24 protein-coding genes and 2 tRNA genes are annotated in these 23,799 nt (G+C 49.5%); 22 read left to right on the forward strand and 4 right to left on the reverse strand.

Annotation, left to right across the window (positions count from 1 at the left end):
• Positions 1-116: 116 nt before the first annotated feature.
• Both ACTHTQ_RS03100 and ACTHTQ_RS03105 read left to right on the forward strand, forming a co-directional pair.
• Complete coding sequence (locus ACTHTQ_RS03100) at positions 117-695, forward strand: TMEM165/GDT1 family protein (protein ID WP_440363063.1); 579 nt, start codon at positions 117-119, stop codon at positions 693-695.
• A gap of 1 nt (position 696) precedes the next feature.
• Positions 697-1,347, forward strand: a complete 651-nt coding sequence (locus ACTHTQ_RS03105; protein WP_440363064.1) for a TIGR01621 family pseudouridine synthase — start codon at positions 697-699, stop codon at positions 1,345-1,347.
• A gap of 70 nt (positions 1,348-1,417) precedes the next feature.
• Here the strand turns inward: ACTHTQ_RS03105 and ACTHTQ_RS03110 are convergent, their stop codons facing one another.
• Positions 1,418-2,344, reverse strand: a complete 927-nt coding sequence (locus tag ACTHTQ_RS03110) for a LysR family transcriptional regulator (protein WP_440363065.1) — start codon at positions 2,342-2,344, stop codon at positions 1,418-1,420.
• A gap of 175 nt (positions 2,345-2,519) precedes the next feature.
• On the opposite strand from ACTHTQ_RS03110, the gene ACTHTQ_RS03115 reads away from it, so the two are divergent.
• The 6 genes from ACTHTQ_RS03115 (at position 2,520) to ACTHTQ_RS03140 (ending at position 7,377) form a co-directional block, all read left to right on the forward strand.
• Complete coding sequence (locus tag ACTHTQ_RS03115) at positions 2,520-3,269, forward strand: Nif3-like dinuclear metal center hexameric protein (protein ID WP_440363066.1); 750 nt, start codon at positions 2,520-2,522, stop codon at positions 3,267-3,269.
• Between the two features lie 122 nt (positions 3,270-3,391).
• A complete protein-coding gene (gene petA / locus ACTHTQ_RS03120; protein ID WP_440363067.1) occupies positions 3,392-3,973 on the forward strand; it encodes a ubiquinol-cytochrome c reductase iron-sulfur subunit in 582 nt (193 codons plus the stop codon).
• 18 nt (positions 3,974-3,991) lie between these two features.
• Entirely contained in the window at positions 3,992-5,341 is a 1,350-nt protein-coding gene (locus ACTHTQ_RS03125) for a cytochrome b (protein WP_049328413.1), read from the forward strand.
• Between the two features lie 14 nt (positions 5,342-5,355).
• Positions 5,356-6,141: a cytochrome c1 gene (locus tag ACTHTQ_RS03130; RefSeq protein WP_308887922.1), complete on the forward strand. Its 786-nt coding sequence runs from the start codon at positions 5,356-5,358 to the stop codon at positions 6,139-6,141.
• Positions 6,142-6,355: 214 nt separating this feature from the next.
• Positions 6,356-6,961 (forward strand): glutathione S-transferase N-terminal domain-containing protein, encoded by a 606-nt coding sequence (locus ACTHTQ_RS03135; RefSeq protein WP_039861850.1) that lies wholly within the window; start codon positions 6,356-6,358, stop codon positions 6,959-6,961.
• An 11-nt stretch (positions 6,962-6,972) separates the two neighbouring features.
• Positions 6,973-7,377 carry a ClpXP protease specificity-enhancing factor gene (locus tag ACTHTQ_RS03140; RefSeq protein ID WP_440363068.1) on the forward strand — a complete coding sequence of 135 codons (405 nt, stop codon included), beginning with the start codon at positions 6,973-6,975 and terminating at the stop codon, positions 7,375-7,377.
• 139 nt (positions 7,378-7,516) lie between these two features.
• On the opposite strand, the gene ACTHTQ_RS03145 is transcribed toward ACTHTQ_RS03140, so the two are convergent.
• The 3 genes from ACTHTQ_RS03145 to ACTHTQ_RS03155 form a co-directional block, all read right to left on the reverse strand.
• A tRNA-Ala gene (locus ACTHTQ_RS03145) sits at positions 7,517-7,592 on the reverse strand.
• 6 nt (positions 7,593-7,598) lie between these two features.
• Positions 7,599-7,675, reverse strand: a tRNA-Met gene (locus tag ACTHTQ_RS03150).
• Between the two features lie 106 nt (positions 7,676-7,781).
• The gene (locus tag ACTHTQ_RS03155) at positions 7,782-8,933 is read right to left on the reverse strand and encodes a class I SAM-dependent methyltransferase (RefSeq protein WP_308905123.1); all 1,152 of its coding nucleotides are present in this window, start codon (positions 8,931-8,933) and stop codon (positions 7,782-7,784) included.
• 401 nt (positions 8,934-9,334) lie between these two features.
• Between ACTHTQ_RS03155 and mraZ the strand changes: the two genes are divergently transcribed.
• From mraZ to ACTHTQ_RS03225, 14 genes are all read left to right on the forward strand, one after another.
• Entirely contained in the window at positions 9,335-9,790 is a 456-nt protein-coding gene (gene mraZ / locus ACTHTQ_RS03160) for a division/cell wall cluster transcriptional repressor MraZ (RefSeq protein WP_039861849.1), read from the forward strand.
• The gene (gene rsmH / locus ACTHTQ_RS03165; RefSeq protein ID WP_070585193.1) at positions 9,787-10,749 is read left to right on the forward strand and encodes a 16S rRNA (cytosine(1402)-N(4))-methyltransferase RsmH; all 963 of its coding nucleotides are present in this window, start codon (positions 9,787-9,789) and stop codon (positions 10,747-10,749) included. The genes mraZ and rsmH overlap by 4 nt, the downstream gene beginning before the upstream one ends.
• Positions 10,750-10,812: 63 nt before the next feature.
• Positions 10,813-11,076 carry a cell division protein FtsL gene (ftsL, locus tag ACTHTQ_RS03170; protein WP_003681879.1) on the forward strand — a complete coding sequence of 88 codons (264 nt, stop codon included), beginning with the start codon at positions 10,813-10,815 and terminating at the stop codon, positions 11,074-11,076.
• A 78-nt stretch (positions 11,077-11,154) separates the two neighbouring features.
• Positions 11,155-12,903, forward strand: a complete 1,749-nt coding sequence (locus tag ACTHTQ_RS03175) for a peptidoglycan D,D-transpeptidase FtsI family protein (protein ID WP_440363069.1) — start codon at positions 11,155-11,157, stop codon at positions 12,901-12,903.
• 26 nt (positions 12,904-12,929) lie between these two features.
• Positions 12,930-14,408, forward strand: coding sequence for a UDP-N-acetylmuramoyl-L-alanyl-D-glutamate--2,6-diaminopimelate ligase (locus tag ACTHTQ_RS03180; protein WP_440363070.1), 1,479 nt, complete (start codon positions 12,930-12,932; stop codon positions 14,406-14,408).
• Between the two features lie 180 nt (positions 14,409-14,588).
• Positions 14,589-15,110 (forward strand): M23 family metallopeptidase, encoded by a 522-nt coding sequence (locus tag ACTHTQ_RS03185; RefSeq protein ID WP_440363138.1) that lies wholly within the window; start codon positions 14,589-14,591, stop codon positions 15,108-15,110.
• 53 nt (positions 15,111-15,163) lie between these two features.
• Positions 15,164-16,177, forward strand: a complete 1,014-nt coding sequence (locus tag ACTHTQ_RS03190) for a hypothetical protein (protein ID WP_440363071.1) — start codon at positions 15,164-15,166, stop codon at positions 16,175-16,177.
• A gap of 30 nt (positions 16,178-16,207) precedes the next feature.
• Entirely contained in the window at positions 16,208-17,572 is a 1,365-nt protein-coding gene (locus ACTHTQ_RS03195) for a UDP-N-acetylmuramoyl-tripeptide--D-alanyl-D-alanine ligase (protein ID WP_440363072.1), read from the forward strand.
• A gap of 16 nt (positions 17,573-17,588) precedes the next feature.
• Complete coding sequence (locus ACTHTQ_RS03200) at positions 17,589-17,738, forward strand: hypothetical protein (protein ID WP_308112011.1); 150 nt, start codon at positions 17,589-17,591, stop codon at positions 17,736-17,738.
• Between the two features lie 101 nt (positions 17,739-17,839).
• A complete protein-coding gene (gene mraY / locus ACTHTQ_RS03205) occupies positions 17,840-18,922 on the forward strand; it encodes a phospho-N-acetylmuramoyl-pentapeptide-transferase (RefSeq protein WP_440363073.1) in 1,083 nt (360 codons plus the stop codon).
• A gap of 115 nt (positions 18,923-19,037) precedes the next feature.
• Positions 19,038-19,526, forward strand: a complete 489-nt coding sequence (locus tag ACTHTQ_RS03210; protein WP_440363074.1) for a group II truncated hemoglobin — start codon at positions 19,038-19,040, stop codon at positions 19,524-19,526.
• A gap of 60 nt (positions 19,527-19,586) precedes the next feature.
• A complete protein-coding gene (locus tag ACTHTQ_RS03215; protein ID WP_440363075.1) occupies positions 19,587-20,615 on the forward strand; it encodes an SEL1-like repeat protein in 1,029 nt (342 codons plus the stop codon).
• Positions 20,616-20,701: 86 nt separating this feature from the next.
• Positions 20,702-22,039 (forward strand): UDP-N-acetylmuramoyl-L-alanine--D-glutamate ligase, encoded by a 1,338-nt coding sequence (gene murD, locus ACTHTQ_RS03220; protein ID WP_440363076.1) that lies wholly within the window; start codon positions 20,702-20,704, stop codon positions 22,037-22,039.
• A 243-nt stretch (positions 22,040-22,282) separates the two neighbouring features.
• The gene (locus ACTHTQ_RS03225; RefSeq protein WP_440363077.1) at positions 22,283-23,779 is read left to right on the forward strand and encodes an amidase; all 1,497 of its coding nucleotides are present in this window, start codon (positions 22,283-22,285) and stop codon (positions 23,777-23,779) included.
• Positions 23,780-23,799: the final 20 nt, after the last annotated feature.

The raw sequence follows: 23,799 nt of genomic DNA on the forward strand, positions 1-23,799 counted from the left end.
CGGTATCTTCCCTGCTTTATCGGAAGACAGGCAAGACGTAAGCGTTGTCCATACCCTTGCGGGCGGTATGCACAGCGCTTTTTGTTTGCCCGCTTTTCGGTTGAGTATCTTAAATCATGGAAGCTTTTTTCTCCTCGGCGCTGAGCGTTGCCATTGCCGAAATCGGCGATAAGACGCAATTACTGGCGCTCTTTTTAGCAGCACGTTTTGCCCACAAAAACGCGATTGTTGCCGGTATCTTTATTGCAACCCTGTTGAACCATCTTGTTTCGGCCGCACTCGGTGTCTGGCTGGCATCCGCTATTTCGCCCGAAGTTATGAAATGGGTGGTTGGCGGCAGCTTTATTGCGGTCGGATTATGGCTGCTGTTGCCGGACAAAGACGAAGACCCTGACGGCAAGTGGCTGAAATACGGCGCATTTACGGCGACGGTCGTCCTGTTTTTCTTGGCGGAAATCGGCGATAAAACGCAGATTGCGACGGTTCTTTTGGCGGCAAAATACCAATCTATCCTGCTGGTCGTGGTCGGCAGTATTGCCGGTTTGATGATTGCTTCTGTGCCTGCCGTGTATTTGGGAGAAATGCTGATGCGCAAAATTCCGGCCAAAGCAGTGCGCATTGCTGCGTGTATCTTGTTCTGCCTGCTGGGTATTTTGACCCTGCTTGGCGACGGTATTGTGTTGAAGGCCGTCTGAAATGTGGGATATTGTTTTTGAACACGAAGACTTTGTGGTCATCAATAAGCCTTGCGGCGTATCGGTGCACAGCGAATCGGAAGGGGATGTTTGCCTGACCGCATCGCTGGCGCAACAGCTCGGCGTTGAACGCGTGTGGCTGGTTCACCGTTTGGACAAAGCCACCAGCGGCCTGTTGCTGTTTGCGTTAAACCACGACAGCGCGGCGGCTTTGTCGGCACAGTTTGCCGAGAAAACCATGCGTAAAACTTATTTGGCACTCGGTACGCACAAGCCGGCGAAAAAGCAGGGTTGGGTAAAAGGCGGTATGGCGCGTTCGCGGCGCGGTACATGGAAGCTGACGCGTGACGAGGATAATTTTGCCGTTACCCGTTTCAGCAGCCAAAGCCTGAAGCCCGGTTTGCGTCTGTTTGTGTTGCAACCGTTTACCGGCAAAACCCATCAGCTGCGCGTGGCTATGAAAAGCATAGGCAGTCCGATTTTGGGCGATACACTGTATGGCGGCGATGAGGCGGAACATCTGTTTCTGCACGCTTGGCGTTTGATTTTCGACTATCGCGGCGAGCATTTCGATATTCGGATTGCACCCGATAAAACATGGCCGTCTGAAATCGATTTGTCGGTGTGTTTGGGTTCGGATGAATCCGAATAGAAACAGTGAAATTTTTGTGTAAAAAAAGGCCGTCTGAAATTGTTCAGACGGCCTTTTGATTGTTTCAAGTTTACATTTCCAATTCGCTCAAACCCGGCAAGTCGGCAAAACAGCGGTCGTGCGTGATTTGGCAGAAGTTGTCCAGATAGCCTTTGTTGGCATCTTCCGTACGAATGGCGGCATAAAGTTTGCTTTGCAGGCCGTCTGAAGTAATTTTGCGGTGGACGACGTAGCCTTTTTCCAAATACGGCATGACCGTCCAATAGGGTAGGGCGGCGATGCCGCGTTTGCTGGCAACCAGCTGAATAATGGCAATGGTCAGCTCGCTATGGCGGCGTGGCGGATTAATGCCTTTGGGCAGCAGCACTTTTTTGGGCAAATCCAGCATTTCGTCGGGGACGGGATAAGTAATCAGGGTTTCGTCGATAAAATCTTCCGCTTCCCAAACGTCTTTGTCGGCAAGCGTGTGGTCTTCTGCGCAGATGCCGACCATTTCATAGGCAAACAGGGGGCGGTAGCTGATGCCGTTGAGCGGCTCGGCTTCGGAAACAATGGCAAGGTCGGCGCGGTGTTGCAGCAGCAGCCCGACCGGATCGGCTTGGAAACCGGAAACGATGTCCAATTCAACTTGCGGCCATAACGGGCGGAACTCGCCCATGGCAGGCATCAGCCAGTCGAAGCAGGTGTGGCATTCGACGGCAAGTCTGAGTTCGCCGGCTTCTCCTTCGATAATCCGCACCAGGTCACGTTCTGCGGCGGCAACCTGCGGCAACAGCTCGCGCGCCAGTTGCAGCAGGCGCATACCGGCCGGAGTGAAGCGCAAAGGTGTGGATTTACGTTCAAACAACGGCGTTTCGTAATAATTTTCCAAGGCGCGGATTTGGTGCGACAGGGCGGATTGGGTCAGGAAAACCCGTTTGGCGGCAAGGGAAACGCTGCCGGTTTCTTCTAAAGCCAGCAAGGTTTTGAGATGACGCAATTCGATAATAGAGTCCATGTGTTTTCAGACGGCCTGTGGGTAAGGTGGCGTATATTAAAATAATTCATGATGATGTGCAAATGATTAATGTTGGGAATGATTGCTGAAATCGGAATGTAAGAATTTGAGGCATAAACAGATTTTGCGGTTAGAATGCGAAGCTGTTTTTGAAGATAGATATAAGGAGCGGAATATGGCTTTACGCCGCGAAATTCTGGCTTGGTGCGATGAGACATTGCAGGTAGGGCTGTTTAAGGACTATGCACCCAACGGTTTGCAGGTCGAAGGCAAAGAAGAAATTGTCAAAATCGCCACTTCGGTTACCGCCAGCAAAGCTGCAATCGATTTTGCCGTAGAGCAGGGGGCAGATATGCTTTTGGTTCACCACGGCATGTTTTGGAAAAGCGAGCCTGTCACGATTACCGGGTGGAAAAAAGCACGCATTGAAACCTTGCTGCAACACCAAATCAATATGGCGGGCTACCACCTGCCGCTGGACGCGCACCCGCAACTGGGCAATAACGCGCAGTTGGCCGAGAAACTTGATTGGGTGCTCGAAAAACAATTCGGCGAGCAAAACCTGTTGAATACAGGTCGTCTGAAAACCACGCAAACATTGGCGCAGTTGTCTGAACGCATTGAGGCGGTGATCGGCCGCAAGCCGACCGTTATCGGCGATTTTGAACGCGAAATCAAACGTATTGCCTGGTGCAGCGGCGGTGCGCAGGGATTTTTTCAGACGGCCGTAGACGAAGGTGTTGATGTGTATCTGACCGGTGAAATTTCCGAGGCGCAATATCATCTTGCCAATGAAACGGGTGTGGCATTTATCAGTGCCGGCCACCATGCGACCGAACGTTACGGCGTACGCGCCTTAGGCGATGCCGTGGCAGAAAAATTCGGTATCGAAGTGGTTCACTTTGAGGAAAACAATCCTGCTTGAGTATTGAGAAATATCATAAAACTTTACCTTATTTTAAATAATGCTTTGAGTATTACAACAAACTAGGTAGAATTACGCTGTTTAATGGCTCGGTATTCCCAAAATTTTAGGACGACTGAATAATGGATAATCAAGAAATCAACAACGGTCGCCGCCGTTTTCTGACACTGGCTACTTGCGGTGCAGGCGGTGTGGCGGCTCTGGGCGTAGCTACGCCTTTCGTGGCCAGCTTCTTCCCATCGGAGAAAGCTAAGGCTGCCGGTGCTGCTGTCGAAGTAGATGTCAGCAAAATCGAAGCAGGCCAAATGCTGACTGCCGAATGGCAGGGTAAACCAATTTGGCTGGTAAACCGCACAGATCAACAGCTCAAAGACTTGAAAAGTTTGGATGGCGCAGTTACGGACCCTAATTCCGACGTGGATCAGCAACCGGAATACGCTAAAAACGAGACCCGTTCGATCAAGCCGAATCTTCTCGTCGCTATCGGTATCTGTACCCACCTGGGTTGCTCTCCGACTTACCGTCCCGACGTTGCCCCTGCGGATTTGGGTGCAGACTGGAAAGGCGGTTTCTTCTGCCCTTGCCACGGTTCGAAATTCGACATGGCAGGCCGCGTGTATAAAGGTGTTCCTGCACCGACCAACTTGGTTGTACCGCCTTACAAATATCTGAGCGATACGACTGTTTTGGTGGGCGAAGACTAAAAATAAGGAACGATAATTATGGCAAACCAAACCAATAGCAAAGCAAAAGCATTGTTAGGCTGGATGGACGATCGCTTCCCTCTGTCTAAAATGTGGAATGAGCATTTGGCTCAATACTATGCGCCGAAGAACTTCAACTTCTGGTACTACTTCGGCTCTTTGGCTCTGCTCGTCCTTGTAATTCAAATCGTCAGCGGTATCTTCCTGACTATGAACTACAAACCGGACGGCAACCTTAACGCCTACCATCTGCCTGCTGCCTTTACCGCAGTAGAGTACATCATGCGCGACGTGTCCGGCGGCTGGATTATCCGCTACATGCACTCCACCGGCGCATCTTTCTTCTTCATCGTCGTTTATCTGCACATGTTCCGTGGTCTGATTTACGGTTCGTACAAAAAACCCCGTGAATTGGTGTGGATTTTTGGTTCTCTGATTTTCTTGGCATTGATGGCAGAAGCCTTTATGGGTTACCTGTTGCCTTGGGGTCAAATGTCCTTCTGGGGTGCGCAGGTAATTATTAACCTGTTCTCCGCCATCCCTGTTATCGGCCCTGATTTGTCCACTTGGATCCGTGGTGACTTCAACGTTTCCGACGTTACTTTGAACCGCTTCTTCGCCCTGCACGTTATCGCTGTACCTTTGGTATTGCTCGGCTTGGTTGTGGCACACATCATCGCCCTGCACGAAGTGGGTTCTAACAACCCTGATGGCGTTGAAATCAAGAAAAACAAAGACGAAAACGGTATTCCACGCGATGGTATCCCATTCCATCCTTACTACACCGTTAAAGACATCTTGGGCGTCGTTGTATTCCTGATTGTCTTCTGTTCTGTGTTGTTCTTTGCACCTGAAGGCGGCGGCTATTTCTTGGAAGCGCCAAACTTCGATGCAGCGAATGCGCTGAAAACACCTCCGCACATTGCGCCGGTATGGTACTTCACTCCGTTCTACGCAATTCTGCGTGCGATTCCTTCCTTTGCCGGTACTCAAGTATGGGGTGTAATCGGTATGGGTGCAGCAGTTGTCCTGATCGCCTTGTTGCCTTGGTTGGATAAAGGCGAGGTTAAATCTGTCCGCTATCGCGGCCCAATCTTCAAAACCGCGTTGGTTCTGTTCATCATTGCTTTCATCGGTTTGGGTATTTTGGGTGCAATGGTAGCAACTGATACTCGTACTTTGGTTGCACGTATCCTGTCTTTCGTCTACTTTGCATTCTTCCTGGGTATGCCGTTCTATACCAAACTGGATACCAACAAACCAGTTCCTGAACGCGTAACCATGAGCACTACTAAACAAAAAATTATGTTCTTTGTTTACGTCGGTATTACCGTTGTTGGTGCTTACTTGTTTGCAACCAATATCTGATGAGGGCAGCGAAAATGAAACAAGCTCTGAAAAACTGGTTTGCTGCCTTATTGCTGGCAGTACCTATGAGTGCAGCCGTCGCCAGCGGCGGCGGACACTACGAAAAAGTCGATATCGACCTGCGTGACCAAGTCAGCCTGCAGCACGGTGCGCAAATCTTTACAAACTACTGTTTGTCTTGCCACTCTGCAAGCGGTATGCGCTTCAACCGTCTGAAAGACATCGGTTTGACTGAAGATGAAATCAAGAAAAACCTGATGTTCACAACAGACAACGTTGGTGATGTCATGGTAGCGGCAATGGATCCGAAAGATGCCTCCAAATGGTTGGGTGCGCCTCCGCCGGATTTGACCCTGATTGCCCGTTCTAAGGGTGCAGACTACCTGTACGCCTATATGCGCGGCTTCTATAAAGACCCAACTCGTCCGACTGGTTGGAACAATACTGTTTTGGCTGGTGCGAGTATGCCTCACCCATTGTGGCAGCAACAAGGTGTTCAAGCCGTTGAGTTGGATGCCAAAGGTCAGCCCGTTATGATTAAAGACGAGCATGGCAACCTGACTCCTAAGCTGTATTGGGAATCTACCGGTCTGCAAAGCCGTCGCCTGCCTAACGGTAAAGTGATCCAAAAAGAGTACGATACTTATGTACGCGACTTGGTGAACTACTTGGTGTACATGGGCGAGCCTGCTCAGTTGCAACGCCACCGCATCGGCTACATGGTTCTGGCATTCCTGTTTGCGGTAATGCTGCCATTGGCTTACTTCCTGAAAAAAGAATTCTGGAAAGACGTTCACTAATTCTTTTGAATCAAAAAGGCAAACCTGTTTCAGGTTTGCCTTTTTTGTTTGTGAAATTGGTTTATGCAAAAATAATGTAAATTTTAAAATTACTTAATATAAACAATATGATATGTTAAATTTCTGGATTAAGTGTTTGAAATTATGTATAATTCTGTCTGAATTTTTATAAGGCTTAAGGCCGTCTGAAAAGATTTATCAGGAGTAAAAAATTATGATGACATTGTATTCAGGTATTACTTGTCCATTCAGCCAGCGCTGCCGTTTTGTGCTGTACGAAAAAGGCATGGATTTTGAAATCAAAGATGTGGACGTGTTCAATAAACCTGAAGACTTGGCTTTGATGAATCCGTATAACCAAGTACCGGTTCTGGTTGAGCGTGATTTGATTTTGCACGAATCAAACATTATCAACGAATACATTGACGAGCGTTTCCCTCATCCTCAGTTGATGCCGGGCGATCCTGTTATGCGCGGTCGCGGCCGTTTGGTACTGTACCGTATGGAAAAAGAATTGTTCAGCTTGGTGCAAGTGCTGGAAAACCCTGAATCTACCAATAAAGAACAAGCTAAAGCACGTGAAGCCATTGGCAATGGTTTGACACTGTTGGCGCCGTCTTTTACTAAAAATAAATACATCTTGGGCGATGACTTTTCTATGATTGATGTTGCTTTGTCTCCGCTGTTGTGGCGTTTGGACTATTACGACATCAAACTGGGTAAATCTGCTGCGCCTTTGCTGAAGTACGCCGAGCGTATTTTCCAACGCGAAGCCTTCATTGAGGCATTGACGCCGGCTGAAAAAGCCATGCGCCGCTAAAGGACAGATCTATGGCAACTTCAACCAAACCGTATTTGTTGCGTGCTTTGTATGAATGGTGTTTGGATAATAACCAAACACCGCACATCGTGGCTTGGGTAAATGAACATACCCGAGTGCCGATGCAGTATGTGCGCGACAATGAAATTGTTTTAAATATTGGTCCTACCGCCAGCCATAACTTGAATATCGACAACGAATGGGTCAATTTCTCTGCACGCTTTTCCGGCGTGGCGCACGAGATTTGGATTCCGGTTGGTCATATTGTCAGTATATTTGGCCGTGAAAGTGGAGAGGGTATGGGGTTTGAGGTAGAACCATATCAGCCTGCTTCTGTTGAAGCTGTGGTGGCCGAAGATAAAAAAGCTGAATCTGCGGAAGATAAACCGAAGAAAGTATTGAAGCTTGTGAAGTAATTAAAGACAAAAGGCCGTCTGAAATATTTCAGACGGCCTTTATTGATTGGGTATTGAAGTGGCAAAATTAATGAGCAATCAGTTATTAATCAAGCCAAACAAAAAAGCTCTTGTGTTTAACAAGAGCTTTTTTGTTTAGTGGTGGAGGTAAGCGGGATCGAACCGCTGACCTCTTGCATGCCATGCAAGCGCTCTACCAACTGAGCTATACCCCCGAAATTTGGTGGCGAATCAGGGATTCGAACCCCGGACACAAGGATTATGATTCCTCTGCTCTAACCGACTGAGCTAATTCGCCGTTTCGTGAAGTCGATATTATAGTTTTTTTTGAATATTTGGCAAGCGCTAATTTTGATTTTTTTTATTTCTTATTGTTTTTAAAAAATAAAAAGTAGATTGTCAGGTTATAGCTTATGGCAAATATCTCCGTGGCTGAAGCCTGTCCAATCGATATCGATATCTTTGCCAAAAGCGATCACTTTAAAAAGTTCGCCCATTTCATGCTGATGTATCAGTTTTTGTACTGCGGCGGCGGCTTGGATATATTCAACCGAATCCGGGCTGCCGATTTGTGCTAGCAGATCGGTGATGCCGAGATTGAGCAGGAAATAAGATTGGGGCAGGTAGCCGATTAAGTCTAAACCTGATTCCGTGCCGGCGCGTGCAATATCGGTGAAATTGACGTGCGCAGTCAAATCGGTCAGGCCGATATTGAAAAATGGGTCGTGGATAGTGTGATGGCGATAGTGGCCGATAAATGTGCCTTCCTTACGTTGCGGGTGGTAATACTGAGCGGCATCGAAGCCGTAATCGATAAATATCATGCCGCCGCGCTGCAATTTGGCGGCCAGGGTTTGGATAAAGGCATATTGTGCAGGATGTAGCTCGCTTGTGTATGAAGGAAGGGGAGGGAAGTACAAGGCGGCTGTTTGCGAAAGTTCGGCTTGGGTTAATGGTCTGATGGCTTCGATTAACTCGTCATTCTCTAGGCTGACGCCAATTTGCTGAAACCCTTCATTTTGATAAATCAAGCGTTCCACCGGCATGGCATCCAATACTTCGTTGCCGATGATGATGCCCTCAAAGTGTTCGGGCAATGTGGTGAGGTGGATGACTTTTGCGGCTGCTTCGGGAGATGTGTGCTCAAGAATATGTTGGCGTTGTCTCTCTGCAAGTTCTGCCGATAGTTCGATAATATAGTAATGATTTAGGCCGTCTGAAAGATTTTGCAAGAGTGTGGCAGCGAGATGACCTGTACCTGCACCAAATTCGTAGATATTGCCTGCTGTTTGCGGCAGTAATTCGGCAAGTTGTTTGGCAAGGGTTTGTCCGAATAGGGGGGAGAGGGTGGGGGCAGTAATGAAGTCGCCGTCCGTACCGATTTTATGGCTGCCTCCGCTGTAATAGCCGTATTGAGGTGTGTAAAGGGCAAGTTCCATAAAACGGGAGAAGGGTATCCAGTTTTGATGTTGTTCAATTTCGTTTTTTATGAGCTCCGTCAGGTGTGCTGAAGAGGCTTGTGCATCAGGGGAAGGGAGGGGGAGTTGTGGCTTCATGACTGTTAGATAATGTAAAAAATTTGAATTTGTTTGTATATTATAGCCCCTTGTGAGAGGGGTGGTAATCGGGTATAAAAATACTATATTTAGTATTTTAAAAACATAAATAATACTATATGTAGTGTTTTATGTTATATGAAATGGTCGGCATATTAATTTGTCATGCATTTTTACATATATAACCTATTGAATTTTAAGTGTTTAGTGTTTCATTTCAGATAAGGGGTTGATTTGACCTGATTGCCAAAATTTCTTATAGTGTCGGTTAGTGGGGCATAGTGGGTGAAAGTGGTCACTTTTTCCTAAAAAGTGTTCCGAGGAAGTGAAAACGAAATATTTTAGGGAGGTGGGATTTTTGATCCCACTCTAGTTTTATTTTAATCGAATTGGGGTGTAATGTGTTTGGCGGTGCTCATGAATTGAGTATGGACAGTAAAGGGCGGTTGGCGATTCCTGCTAAATTCCGCGATATTTTGCTGCGCCGTTATACGCCTGCAATTGTGGTCACACTGGATTCCCGAAAAAAATTATTGATGTACCCCGAGCCCGTTTGGGAAGAAAAAGCCGAGCAGATTTTGAAGTTGAAAGTAGCCGGTAATGAAGCTTTGCAACGGTATCAGAATTTACTGTTGCACAATGCGGAGATTTTGGAGTGGGACAGCGCCGGACGCGTTTTGATTCCGGCGAATCTGCGCAAACGCGTGGATTTTGAAAAAGAAGTTACTTTGGTTGGCCGTGCAAACCGTATGGAGTTGTGGGGTCGCGAACATTGGGAAGAGGAAATGAATCAGGCTTTGGATATTGATCCTGATGAGTTGGCTTTCCAATTGAGTCAAACGGATTTGCAATTGTGAGTAAAGTTGAAAATTATCAGCATGTTACTGTCTTGTTGCATGAGGCGGTGGATGCGTTGGCAATCCGTGAAGACGGGATTTATGTGGACGGTACGTTCGGTAGGGGAGGGCATTCCCGGCTGATTTTGTCACGTTTGGGTGAGCAGGGTCGTTTGGTTGTTTTTGATAAAGACCCCGAGGCGATTGCGGTAGCCAATGAGCTGGCGGCGCAAGATAAACGTGTCAGTGTCGTACACAATGGTTTTGAAACATTTCAGACGGCCTTGGATGAATTGGGCATCGATAAGATTGACGGTGCGCTTTTTGATTTGGGGATTTCGTCGCCGCAAATTGACGATGGCAGCCGCGGATTCAGTTTCCGATTTGATGCGCCGTTGGATATGCGGATGGATCCGACTCGCGGGATGTCTGCGGCAGAATGGATTGCAACCGCATCCGAACAGGATTTACACGAGGTAATTAAGAATTATGGTGAAGAGCGGTTTAGTCGCCAGATTGCGCGCGCCATTGTTGCGCAACGCGAGGAGAGTCCCATCGATACAACCCGCAAGCTGGCGCAGCTTGTGGCGCAAAACGTCCGTACTCGTGAGCGCGGACAAGACCCTGCAACGCGCACCTTCCAAGCAGTTCGCATCTTTATTAACCGCGAGCTCGAAGAGGTAGAGGCAGTTTTGCCGCAAGTTGCAGGCCGTCTGAAAGAGGGTGGACGCTTGGCTGTCATTGCGTTCCATTCGCTGGAAGACAGAATTGTGAAGCAGTTTATTAAAAAATATTCGCAACATGCGCCATTGCCCCGTTGGGCAGTGGTCAAGGAAGCGGATTTGCCTCAGCCGCCTTTGAAGGCTGTGGGCAAAGCAATCAAACCGGGTTCGACAGAGACTGAAGCTAACCCGCGTGCGCGTAGTGCAGTTTTGCGTGTGGCGGAGCGAAGCAGCGGCGAATTTTCGGTTATTGAGTAGGGGATGGCGTCTAAACGCTGTCGTAAGAGATAGTCCTGTTGACAGGCCGTCTGAAAGTTTGAGATGGGTAAGTTGAATATTTTATTGCTGGTTTTGGTGACGGTCTCAGCCTTTGCCGTAGTGTTTAAGCAAAACCAGTCCCGTTTGCATTTTATCGAGTTGGATAAGGCACAAAAACGGGAAATTCAGTTGGAACAGGATTACGCGCGCTTGAAATTGGAGCAGGCTAGGCTGGCAAACCACAAGTTGATTAAAGTGGCGGCCGAAAAGCAACATCTGCTTCCGCCGGGTGCGCATAATACGGCTATGCTGGAACGCAAAAAATAAGAATATAGAGCCTTGCATTAGTGCAAGATTTACGGGATTTGATGGCTCACTGAGCAGCTAAGTCATGAGAAGTTCAACATGTTAATTAAGAACGAATATAAACCTCAAATGCTGTCTGGAACAACAAAAACGAAAAAGCCGCTGACAAGTAACGGGCGAATCGGTTTGGTGCTGGGCGCTGTTACGCTGGCATTTACTAGTCTGTTGGTACGCGGGGTTTATCTGCAAACCAGTCAGCATGAGTTTTTGAAAAATCAGGGCGACCAACGTTTTGTGCGTACGCTTCCGCTGCCGGCATCACGCGGTATGATTACCGACCGCAATGGCGCCACATTGGCTTTGAGTGCGCCTACCGAATCATTGTATGCCATGCCTTCCGGTATGGAAGAAATGCCGACTGCAGAACAATTAGAAAAACTGTCGGCCATTGCCGATGTGCCTGTTGAAGTTTTGAAAAATAAATTGTCTAAAAAAGACAAAGGCTTTATCTACCTGAAACGTCAACTCAGCTACGAGAAAGCAGAAGAAATCAAAGCATTGGGCATTAAAGGCATCGCATTCCAAAAAGAATTGAAACGCCATTACCCGATGGGCAATCTGTTTGCGCACGTTATCGGTTTTACCAATATCGACGGCAAAGGTCAGGAGGGCTTGGAGCTTTCCCGTGAAGACAGCCTGCGCGGTGAGGATGGTGCGAAAGTCGTATTGCGCGATAATAAAGGCAATATCGTTGACAGTCTCGACTCTCCACGCAACAGCGTGCCTAAAAACGGCCAAGACATGATTTTGTCTTTGGATCAGCGTATTCAAACGCTGGCTTATGACGAGTTGAACAAGGCTGTGGCTTATCACAAAGCCAAAGCGGGTGCGGTTGTGGTATTGGATGCGCAAACCGGCGAGATTTTGGCTTTGGTCAACAGCCCGGCTTACGATCCGAATCAACCGGGTCAGGCCAATAGCGAACAGCGCCGCAACCGCGCCGTAACCGATATGATTGAACCTGGTTCTGCCATGAAGCCGTTTACCATTGCCAAAGCATTGGATTCAGGCAAAGTGGATGCAACCGATACGTTCAACACCCTGCCTTACAAAATCGGTCCGGCTACCGTACAAGATACCCACGTTTATCCTACTTTGGATGTGCGCGGCATTATGCAAAAATCTTCCAACGTCGGTACCAGTAAACTTTCTGCCATGTTTACGCCTAAAGAAATGTACGATTTCTATCACGATTTAGGTGTGGGCGTGCGTATGCATTCAGGTTTTCCTGGCGAGACTGCAGGTTTGTTGAGAAGCTGGCGCAGATGGCAAAAAATCGAACAGGCAACCATGTCTTTCGGTTATGGTCTGCAATTAAGCTTATTGCAATTGGCGCGAGCCTATACTGTCTTGACTCATGACGGCGAATTGTTGCCGGTAAGTTTTGAAAAACAAGCGGTTGCCCCTAAAGGCAAGCGCGTCATCAAAGCCTCTACTGCGAAAAAAGTGCGCGAGTTGATGGTTTCCGTTACTGAAGCCGGCGGTACCGGTACTGCCGGTGCTGTGGATGGTTTCGACGTAGGTGCGAAAACCGGTACGGCGCGTAAACTGGTCAATGGCCGCTATGTGGACAACAAACACGTCGGTACGTTTATCGGCTTTGCTCCGGCTAAAAATCCACGCGTGATCGTGGCCGTTACCATCGACGAACCTACTGCCAACGGCTATTACGGCGGCGTGGTTGCCGGTCCCGTATTCAAAGAAGTCATGAGCGGAAGCTTGAACATCTTGGGCGTTTCCCCGACCAGGCCTTTAAGTAATACCGCTACTGCCAAAGTACCGTCATAATCCAAACAATCAAAGAGATATTGTTTATGTTCAGCAAGTTAACCCCCTTGGCTGAAACCAACTTTCCGCCTCTGCTGTGTGAAAACGCAGCAGGGCGTTTGTTGCATTCAGACAGCCGTCAAATTAAACAAGGTGATATTTTCGTTGCCTGTCAGGGCGAATATACGGACGGCCGCAGTTATATCCCCGCAGCCATTGCCAACGGCGCGGCTTTTGTTTTTTGGGACGACGACGGCAAATTCGCGTGGAATCCCGAATGGAAAGTCCCCAATCAAGGCATCAAAGATTTGAAACACCGTGCCGGCATGTTGGCGGCGCAAGTTTATGGCAATGTTTCAGACGACCCCAAAGTCTGGGGCGTAACCGGCACCAACGGCAAAACCTCCATCACACAATGGCTGGCGCAAGCCACCGATTTGTTGGGAGAAAAAACCGCCATTATCGGCACAGTCGGCAACGGATTTTGGGGCGCATTGGAAGAGACCACGCATACCACGCCTGCCCCTGTTGATGTCCAAACCCTGCTCTACCGCTTCCGCCAGCAAGGCGCAACAGCCGCCGCGATGGAAGTTTCCAGCCACGGCCTTGACCAATCACGCGTCAACGGCGTGCCGTTCCGCAGCGCAATCTTTACCAATCTCACCCGCGACCACCTCGATTACCACGGCACCATGGAAGCCTACGGTGCCATCAAGTCGCGCCTGTTCTACTGGCATGGTCTGCAACACGCCATCATCAACGTAGATGACGAATACGGCGCAGAACTCGTAGGCCGTCTGAAAAAAGACTGTCCCGATTTAGCTGTTTACGGCTATGGTTTCAGCGAGCAAGCCGATATCCGCATTACTGATTTCACCGCTTCTTCAGACGGCATGGAAGCCGTATTCCAAACCCCGTGGGGCGAAGGAAAATGCCGTACCCGTCTGCTCGGACGGTTCAACGCGCAAAACCTCGCCGCCTGCGTTGCCTTGCTGTGTGCCAACGGTTATCCACTCAATAACGTTTTGGAAGTACTGGCAAAAATCCGTCCCGCTTCAGGCCGCATGGATTGCATTATGAACAGCGGCAAACCTTTGGTCGTTGTCGATTATGCCCACACGCCCGATGCATTGGAAAAAGCACTCTCCACTTTGCAGGAAATCAAACCGCAGGGCGCGGCTTTGTGGTGCGTCTTCGGCTGCGGCGGCAACCGCGACCGCGGCAAACGTCCGTTGATGGGCGCAGCAGCCGTACAGGGCGCGGATAAAGTCGTCGTAACCAGCGACAACCCGCGCTTGGAAAATCCGCAAGACATCATCAACGACATCCTGCCTGCCGTTCCCGCGCCCGAATGCGTCGAAGCCGACCGTGCCGCCGCCATCCGTTACGCAGTCGAACGCGCCGCCACGAACGACATCATTCTGATTGCCGGTAAAGGGCATGAAAACTATCAGGATGTACAAGGCGTGAAGCACCATTTCTCCGATTTTGAAATTGCAGAAAAAGCATTGGCAGAGCGCAGTTAAGCCATAACGCAAATATTCAGACGGCCCGAAACCTTAAGGCCGTCTGAAAAAGATTTAAGCATATACAATAAAAGCAATACGACACACGCATTACGGCACGTCAGCCATTAAACCCATCACAGTTGTTTGTTTCAGAAGGCTTTTTAACAAGGCCGTCTGAACAACAAGGAGACCGATTTGATGCTGAAAATGCCGATAAAAACCTTATTAATCAGTGCAGCCGTGGTTTTATTCGCAGGCTGTACCACCAAACAACTTCCGCGTCCTACTGCCGAAATCGAGCAGTTGAGGGCGCAACAGCCTCCGGCCGAGCAAAGCCTGCCCAATCCTGTTAAAGGCAAACGTTTTGACGATACTTGGGGCGCAGCGCGCAGTCAGGGGCGCAGGCATGAAGGTGTGGATATTTTTGCTAAGAAAAACACGCCGATACGCAGTACTACGCCTGGCATTGTAACTAAAATCGGGCGTAACCGATTGGGTGGTAAAGTTATCGGTATTCAAGGGCCGGGTGCGTGGCATTATTATGCCCACCTGAATAAATTTGCCCGTATCCGCCTGTATGAGCGAGTAAAAGAAGGGCAGGTCATCGGCTATGTCGGTAAAACCGGCAATGCTAGAACCACACCGGCCCACCTGCATTACGGTGTGTATCTGCCCAGCGGCGCGGTGAATCCGTATCCGCTGATTAATCAGAAAAGATAAAATTTTCAAACGTCGTCTGAAATAAATTTTGAAACAAATAATAAGGGAACATTATGGGTATTTTTCGCTGCAATAAATGCGGTTACATGAATGAGCATTACTACGAATCCGGAATGAGTGAAATTGCTTGTCCAAAATGCACGGCTCCAGTTAAGGTTTACGACACTTTATTTTTTGTCAGTAAAGTGTTGGAACGTTATTTTTCAGTGAACCGGGAATTGCAGGCTTTGAAGCAACAGGAAGACGGCAGAGAGGAAAATACACAGCAAGATACTGGTTCGGAAGATCAAAATTATAATCCGCTGGCAGGCGTCAATTTATCGGAAACCGATATTTTAGCTACTGAAAAACAACATGAACCAATACGGCAATGGTTTGCCCGAGCCAATATTGTGCCGATGTTTAACTTTCAGGCGGTCAATATGAGCGGTTTTTTTGATGAGGCTGCCGCTAAATTGGGCAACAATTATCAGATTACTAAAAATATGTTGGGGCAGATTAGTTGGGCATATAGCCACAACCACACAAGCATTAGTTTGGATATAGGCAAAATGTCGCAAAAAGATGGGCAAACAATGAATAATCTATGCCGACAATTTTATAACCATACTCTGTTTTCTAAGTATTTCTATCAGAAACAGGAAAAAATTGTTCGCTTGAATCTGCAACGTGCCACTGCCATCAAGCAATTTTTTTGTGGTGGTTGGCTTGAATGGTTTGTGTTGGGCAAAATGCTTGAAGAAGCAAAACACAAAGGCAAAGATTATGCTTTTTCTTGCGCTCGAAATGTAAAAGTCAAATTCGACAATGAAGATAAACAGGAGTTGGATGTTGTATTTTTGCCGATGGGTAAAGAACCAGTTGTGGTGGAATGTAAATCAGGGGAGTTCAGACGAGACATTGAAAAATATGTACGCTTGAAAAAACGATTGAATTTGCCGGATGACCGCTTTGTGATATTGGCTGCCGATTTAGAGGAAAGCCAGGCATTGGCATTAGGCAGTATGTACGGTTTAACTTTTGTTACACCTAAATCTATGATGAAACATTTACAGATGGTTATGTAAGGCCGTCTGAAAAAACAAATGAAAGAAACCATGAAACCACTAGACCTAAATTTCATCTGTCAAACTCTCGGCTTTCCGATACCGTCTGAAAATCAACCCGTTTTGCGTATTGTTACAGACAGCCGCGATATTCAGGACGGCGATGTATTTTTCGCACTTGTCGGTGAGCGCTTTGACGCGCATGACTTTGTTGAAGATGTGTTGGCAGCGGGGGCAACGGCAGTTGTGGTTTCGCGCGAAGATTGTGCGGCTTTGAAAGGCGCGCTGAAGGTTGACGATACGCTTGCGGCTTTGCAAAAACTGGCGAAGGCGTGGCGTGAAAATGTGAATCCGTTTGTCTTTGGCATTACCGGCTCTTCCGGCAAAACGACGGTTAAAGAGATGTTGGCCGGCGTATTGCGTCATCGATTTGGTGATGAAGCTGTGTTGGCGACTGCTGGCAATTTCAACAATCATATTGGCCTGCCGCTGACGTTGTTGAAACTGAACGAAAAACATCGCTATGCCGTCATTGAAATGGGTATGAACCATTTTGGCGAATTGTCTTTGTTGACCCGAATTGCCGGTCCGAATGTTGCTCTGGTCAATAACGCTTTGCGCGCGCATGTTGGTTGCGGTTTTGATGGTGTCGGTGATATTGCCAAAGCCAAAAGTGAAATCTACGAAGGTTTGCTTTCAGACGGCATTGCACTGATTCCGTGTGAAGATGCCAATATTGCTACATTTGAAGCTGCTACTGCACAATTGAACGCTCAGACTTTCGGCGTTGCCAGTGGCGATATCCATGCGGAAAATATTGAGTTGAAACCGTTGTCTTGCGAATTTGATTTGGTGCGTGGTCATGAACGTGTTGCCGTGGTATTGCCAGTTCCCGGCCGTCACAATGTGCATAATGCTGTAGCGGCGGCGGCTCTGGCTTTGGCGGCAGGTTTGAGCCTTGCCGAAGTTTCAGATGGCCTGAAAAATTTCAGCAATATCAAAGGCCGTCTGAATATCAAGCAAGGCATTAAAGGCGCGACTTTGATTGACGATACTTATAATGCCAACCCCGACAGCATGAAAGCCGCCATTGATGTACTCGCCGCTATGCCCGCGCCGCGTATTTTTGTGATGGGCGACATGGGCGAATTGGGTGAGGATGAAGCCGCCGCCATGCATGCCGAAGTTGGCGCGTATGCACGGGATAAAGGCATCGAGGTTGCATATTTTGTCGGCGACAACAGCGTTGAAGCGGCGGAAACATTTGGCGCGGAAGGTTTGTGGTTTGCTGACAAAGATCCGCTGATTCAAGTGTTGAGCCACGATTTGCCTGAACACGCTACTGTGTTGGTCAAAGGCTCGCGCTTTATGAAGATGGAAGAAGTGGTCGAGGCGTTGGCAGCAACAACCGCGTAAAAGGCCGTCAGAAATTATGAAAAAAATTTTTCTATTGGCTGGTTTGCTGATTGCCGCGTTTTATGCCGGAATGAAAGTACAGGCATTTATTTATGAAGATACCTGCTTGGACTTGGGCGGCGGAAAGAATCCAGGAAACTATCCGATTTGCGCGGTAGAGAAATAATCTTACTCAACAAGGCCGTCTGCAATTTCAGACGGCATACCGATTTATTTTTAATTGGGCAATAAGCCCGCTGTAACAACAAAAACAAAAAAGGAAGCCCCATGTTTTTATGGCTCGCACATTTCAGTAACTGGTTAACCGGTCTGAATATTTTTCAATACACCACATTCCGTGCCGTGATGGCTGCGCTGACTGCGCTGGTATTTTCATTATTGTTGGGTCCGTGGACCATCCGCAAGTTGACTGCGCTTAAAGTCGGTCAAGCCGTCCGTACCGACGGCCCTCAAACCCACCTGATCAAAAACGGTACGCCAACCATGGGCGGCTCGCTGATTTTGACCGCCATTACCGTGTCCACAATCTTGTGGGGCAACTGGGCAAATCCTTATATCTGGATTCTCTTAGGAGTCTTGCTTGCTACCGGCGCACTCGGTTTTTACGACGACTGGCGCAAAGTGGTTTATAAAGACCCTAACGGCGTGTCTGCCAAATTCAAAATGGTGTGGCAGTCCAGCGTTGCCATCATCGCCGGTTTGGCATTGTTCTACCTTGCGACAAACTCTGCCAACAATATCCTGATTGTTCCCTTCTTCAAACAAGTTGCCTTGCCTCTTGGTGTCGTCGGCTTCTTGGTATTGTCCTACCTGACCATCGTCGGCACATCCAATGCCGTTAACCTGACCGACGGTTTGGACGGCTTGGCCGCATTCCCCGTTGTGCTTGTTGCCGCCGGCCTTGCCATCTTTGCCTATGCCAGCGGCCACTCCCAATTTGCCCAATACCTGCAATTGCCTTACGTTGCCGGCGCAAACGAAGTGGTGATTTTCTGTACCGCCATGTGTGGCGCGTGTCTCGGCTTTTTGTGGTTTAACGCCTATCCGGCACAAGTCTTTATGGGCGACGTCGGCGCGCTCGCGCTTGGCGCGGCGCTCGGTACCGTTGCCGTCATCATCCGCCAAGAATTTGTCCTCGTCATCATGGGCGGCCTGTTTGTTGTTGAAGCTATTTCTGTTATGTTGCAAGTCGGTTGGTACAAACGCACCCAAAAACGCATCTTCCTGATGGCGCCGATTCATCACCATTACGAACAAAAAGGCTGGAAAGAAACCCAAGTCGTCGTCCGCTTTTGGATTATCACCATCGTCTTGGTGCTGATTGGTTTAAGTACCCTCAAAATCCGCTAAATCTCCAAAGGCCGTCTGAAACTTTCAGACGGCCATTATGTAAGGTAAGCATGCTTGCCTGAATCCTACGTCTCAAAATAAATCTCGCAATAATCCACACAGAAAGTCCCCAAACATGTACCAATCTTTTGGCGGCGCAACCGGCATCCGCACCCTGACTGACCGTTTCTACGACTTGATGGAACTTGAGCCGCAATACCAAGCCTTGCGCCAAATGCACGGCGAAGACATGACCCTGATACGCGAAAAGCTCTACGAATTTTTTAGCGGCTGGCTCGGCGGCCCGCAACTTTTTGTCGAAAAATACGGCCATCCCCAACTGCGCGCCCGCCATATACCTTTTGCCGTCAACGTACAAGTCCGAAACGAATGGATCGCCTGCTTTGCCCAAGCCATGAGCGAACTGGACATCGATAAAGCACTTGCCGAGCCTGTTTTAATCCAAGTTTTTGCCATGGCAGATTGGTGCCGTAACCAAAACGAAGACGGTATCGAACCGCCTATTCCGCCTATGGCGGTTGATCCATGGGTACGTGCACCGGAATTGCAGCAGATTTTGAGTAGCTACGGTGTAAATAGCTTTTTTAAGGAATTCACTAGTTGAGGCCGTCTGAAAAAACTAGGATAAAATAGAAACAATAATTTGAAAGAAATGGATTTTAGAATGAATAAATTATTAAAAAAAATAATGGTAGCCCTGTTGTCTTTGGGCTTGGCGCAGGCAGTTTGGGCGGATAATATGCCGGATTTTCAGAAAACGCTTCAAGCTGCGAAGCAAGGGAATGTCGATGCCCAATATAATTTGGGCGTGATGTATGCCATCGGGCAAGACGTCCCTCAAGACGATGCACAGGCAGTGCAGTGGTATCGGCAGGCTGCAGAACAAGGGGATGCCCAAGCCCAAAGTAATTTGGGTCTGATGTATGAACAAGGGCAAGGCGTCCGTCAAGACTATGCCGAAGCGTTCAGATGGTATCGTAAGGCAGCGGAGCAGGGATTAGTCCAAGCCCAATATAATTTGGGTGATATGTATGAACAAGGGCAAGGCGTCCGTCAAGACTATGCCGAAGCGTTCAGATGGTATCGTAAGGCAGCGGAGCAGGGATTAGTCCAAGCCCAAACCAATTTGGGCCTGATGTATGCACAAGGGCAAGGCGTCCGTCAAGACTATGCACAGGCGGTGCAGTGGTATCGCAAGGCGGCAGAACAAGGGTATGCTGGTGCCCAAGTTAATTTGGGCCTGATGTATGAACAAGGGCAAGGTGTCCGTCAAGACTATGCACAGGCGGTGCAGTGGTATCGCAAGGCGGCAGAACAAGGGTATGCTGGTGCCCAAGTTAATTTGGGCCTGATGTATGAACAAGGGCAAGGCGTCCGTCAAGACTATGCACAGGCAGTGCAGTGGTATCGTAGGGCTGTAGAACAAGGGGATACCGATGCCCAAGTTAATTTGGGTCTGATGTATGCCAACGGGCAAGGAGTCCGTCAAGACGATGCACAGGCAGTGCAGTGGTATCGGCAGGCTGCAGAACAAGGGGATGCTCAAGCCCAAGTCTTGTTGGGTATAGCCTATGAGTCTGGACGCGGTGTGCGCCAAGACAGCGCCCTTGCCCAAGAATGGTACGGTAAGGCTTGCGACAATGGATACCAAGACGGCTGCGACAATTACCGCCGTTTGAAGCTGGGTTATTGAACAGCTCGCGATGCCGTCTGAAAGCGGCTTGAGCAGGAGCGGACATCCCCCCTGCACAATATGATTTGTTTTAGGACAAAACCAAAATGACTTTTCAAAACAAAAAAATCCTCGTCGCCGGACTTGGCGGCACGGGTATTTCCATGATTGCCTATCTGCGCAAAAACGGTGCGGAGGTGGCTGCGTATGATGCGGAGCTGAAACCGGAGCGCGTGTCGCAAATCGGTAAGATGTTTGACGGGCTGGTGTTTTACACGGGTCGTCTGAAAGATGCGCTGGATAATGGTTTCGATATTCTGGCGCTCAGTCCCGGCATCAGCGAGCGGCAGCCGGATATCGAGGCGTTCAAGCAAAACGGCGGACGTGTGTTGGGCGACATTGAATTGCTGGCGGACATTGTGAACCGCCGCGGCGACAAGGTGATTGCGATTACCGGTAGCAACGGCAAAACCACGGTGACGAGCCTGGTCGGCTATCTCTGCATCAAGTGCGGGCTGGATACCGTTATCGCGGGCAATATCGGTACGCCGGTTTTGGAGGCGGAATTACAGCGCGAAGGCAAAAAGGCAGACGTGTGGGTGTTGGAGCTTTCCAGCTTCCAACTGGAAAATACCGAAAGCCTGCGCCCGACTGCGGCGACGGTATTGAACATTTCCGAAGACCATCTCGACCGCTACGACGACTTGCTCGATTACGCACATACCAAGGATAAGATTTTCCGTGGCGATGGCGTGCAGGTTTTGAATGAGGACGATGCGTTCTGCCGCGCGATGAAGCGTGCCAGACGCGAGGTGAAATGGTTTTCGTTGGAACATAAAGCCGATTTTTGGTTGGAACGTGAGACAGGCCGCCTGAAACAAGGCAATGAAGATTTGATTGCTACGCAAGACATCCCACTGCAAGGCTTACACAACGCCGCCAATGTGATGGCCGCCGTTGCTTTGTGTGAAGCCATTGGGTTGCCGCGCGAAGCATTGCTCGAGCACGTCAAAACCTTCCAAGGCTTGCCACACCGTGTGGAAAAAATCGGCGAGAAAAACGGCGTAGTGTTCATCGACGACAGCAAAGGTACAAATGTCGGCGCAACTGCCGCCGCGATTGCCGGTTTGCAAAATCCGCTCTTCGTGATTTTGGGCGGTATGGGCAAAGGGCAGGACTTCACGCCCCTGCGCGACGCGCTTGCCGGCAAGGCCAAAGGTGTGTTCCTGATTGGCGTCGATGCGCCGCAAATCCGCCGCGATTTGGACGGCTGCGGCTTGAATATGACCGACTGCGCCACTTTGGAAGAAGCCGTTCAGACGGCATACGCCCAAGCCGAAGCGGGCGATATTGTGCTGCTCAGCCCGGCTTGTGCGAGCTTTGATATGTTTAAAGGCTATGAGCACCGTTCGGAAGTGTTTATCGAAGCGTTCAAAGCTTTGTGAGGTCGTCTGAAACATGAAAAGAGGGTTGGTTTTACCGTAAACCTTGAGCACTATTGGCAAAAAGGTCGTCTGCAAACGTCAAGGCAGTTTCAGACGACCTTTTTGCAGCAACGATAAGCTTGTTTCTTTCCTTTATACGGTGTTACTGTTTCTTAAAAATTGCCTATGCGGGCAAACGGCGAGGCGGCGGGCAGCCATGCCTGACCGAAAAAACGTGTGTTCATCAATCCGAAAGGAAAACCCATGAATTTTCAAGACTACATCCGTTACGATGCCGTCGGTTTGGCAGAGCTGATCCGCAAAAAAGAAGTGTGTGCCGATGAAGTGTTGCAGGCTGCTTTAAGCCGCTTGGACGAAGTCAATCCCAAGCTCAATCTGTTGGCGCACGATTTGCGCGAACGCGCGGCGGCGTGGCAGGGGTCGTCCGAAAATGCCGATACGCCGCTGGCGGGCGTGCCGTTTTTGCTCAAAGACCTGCTGGCGGATTGGGAAGGCGCGCCGACATGGTCGGGTTCGCGCATGATGCAGCATTACATTGCCAAGAAAAACAGTGACTTAACCCAAGCCTATCTCGATGCGGGGCTGCGCGTGTTCGGCAAAACCACCACGCCCGAATGGGGCACATATGCCGTTACCGAAACCGAAATTTACGGCATTACGCGCAATCCGTGGCATTTGGATTACACCGCGGGCGGCAGCAGCGGCGGTGCGGCGGCGGCAGTGGCTTCGGGCGTCGTACCCGCAGCGCACGGCAGCGACGGCGGCGGTTCCATCCGCTTACCTGCACACAACTGCGGCGTGTTCGGGCTGAAACCCACGCGCGGCCGCAGCAGTTACGCGCCGAGCGCATCGGAAGCATGGCAAGGATTGGTGTGTGACCATGTGCTGACCCGCAGCGTGCGCGACAGCGCGGTTTTGCTGGACATCGCCGCCCAAACCCAAGCCCGCGCCCTGTATGCTTGCCCGCCGCCGCCCGAAAACGGTTTTGCAGGCAGCCTGAAACAAGAAACAGGTCGTCTGAAAATAGCTTTTTGGAAACAGGCATGGTTTGGCGGCGGCAACGACGAAGGTACGGAAGCCGCGTTCGTCCATAGTTTGAAACTGATGCAAGATGCGGGACACGAATTGGAAGAAGCCACGCCCGATTTTGCGCCACCCGAACAGCTCAACCGCGCCGCCCGCATCATCGTCATGGGCGAAACGGCAAAACTGTTCTACCAATATCAATACGAAACCGGACAAAAACTGCCGCACCGCCTACTTGAGCCGACAACGTGGGCAATGATTGTGCAGGGGCGGCAAATCAGCGCGGGCGAAATGGCATGGGCGCGCGACGTGATGCTGGCTCAGGAACGTGCCGCCAAAGCATTTTTCACGCGCTACGACGTGTTGATGACGCCCGTCTGCCCGCGCACCACGCCGAAAATCGGCGAGATGATGCCGCCGCCCGCCGCACAAAAAGCCATGCGCCTGCTGTTCGGCACGCTGCGTTTGGGTTTTCTGTTGAAAAACAACCCGTTTTTAGAAAAAGAAGCCACCGCCGCGCTGCAATACGTCGGTTATACGTCGCCGCTGAACATGAGCGGCAACCCCGCCATGAGTGTGCCGCTTTACCGGCATAACGGGCTGCCCGTCGGTACCCAGTTCGCCGCCGCACACGGGCGCGAAGACACGCTGCTTAGCCTCGCCGCGCAGTTGGAACAGATACAGCCATGGGCGGAAATACAGCAGTTGGCTTAGGGTTTGCATTAGATAAAAAG

The organism is Neisseria sp. P0020.S003 (assembly GCF_051957095.1).
Taxonomy (GTDB): domain Bacteria; phylum Pseudomonadota; class Gammaproteobacteria; order Burkholderiales; family Neisseriaceae; genus Neisseria; species Neisseria subflava.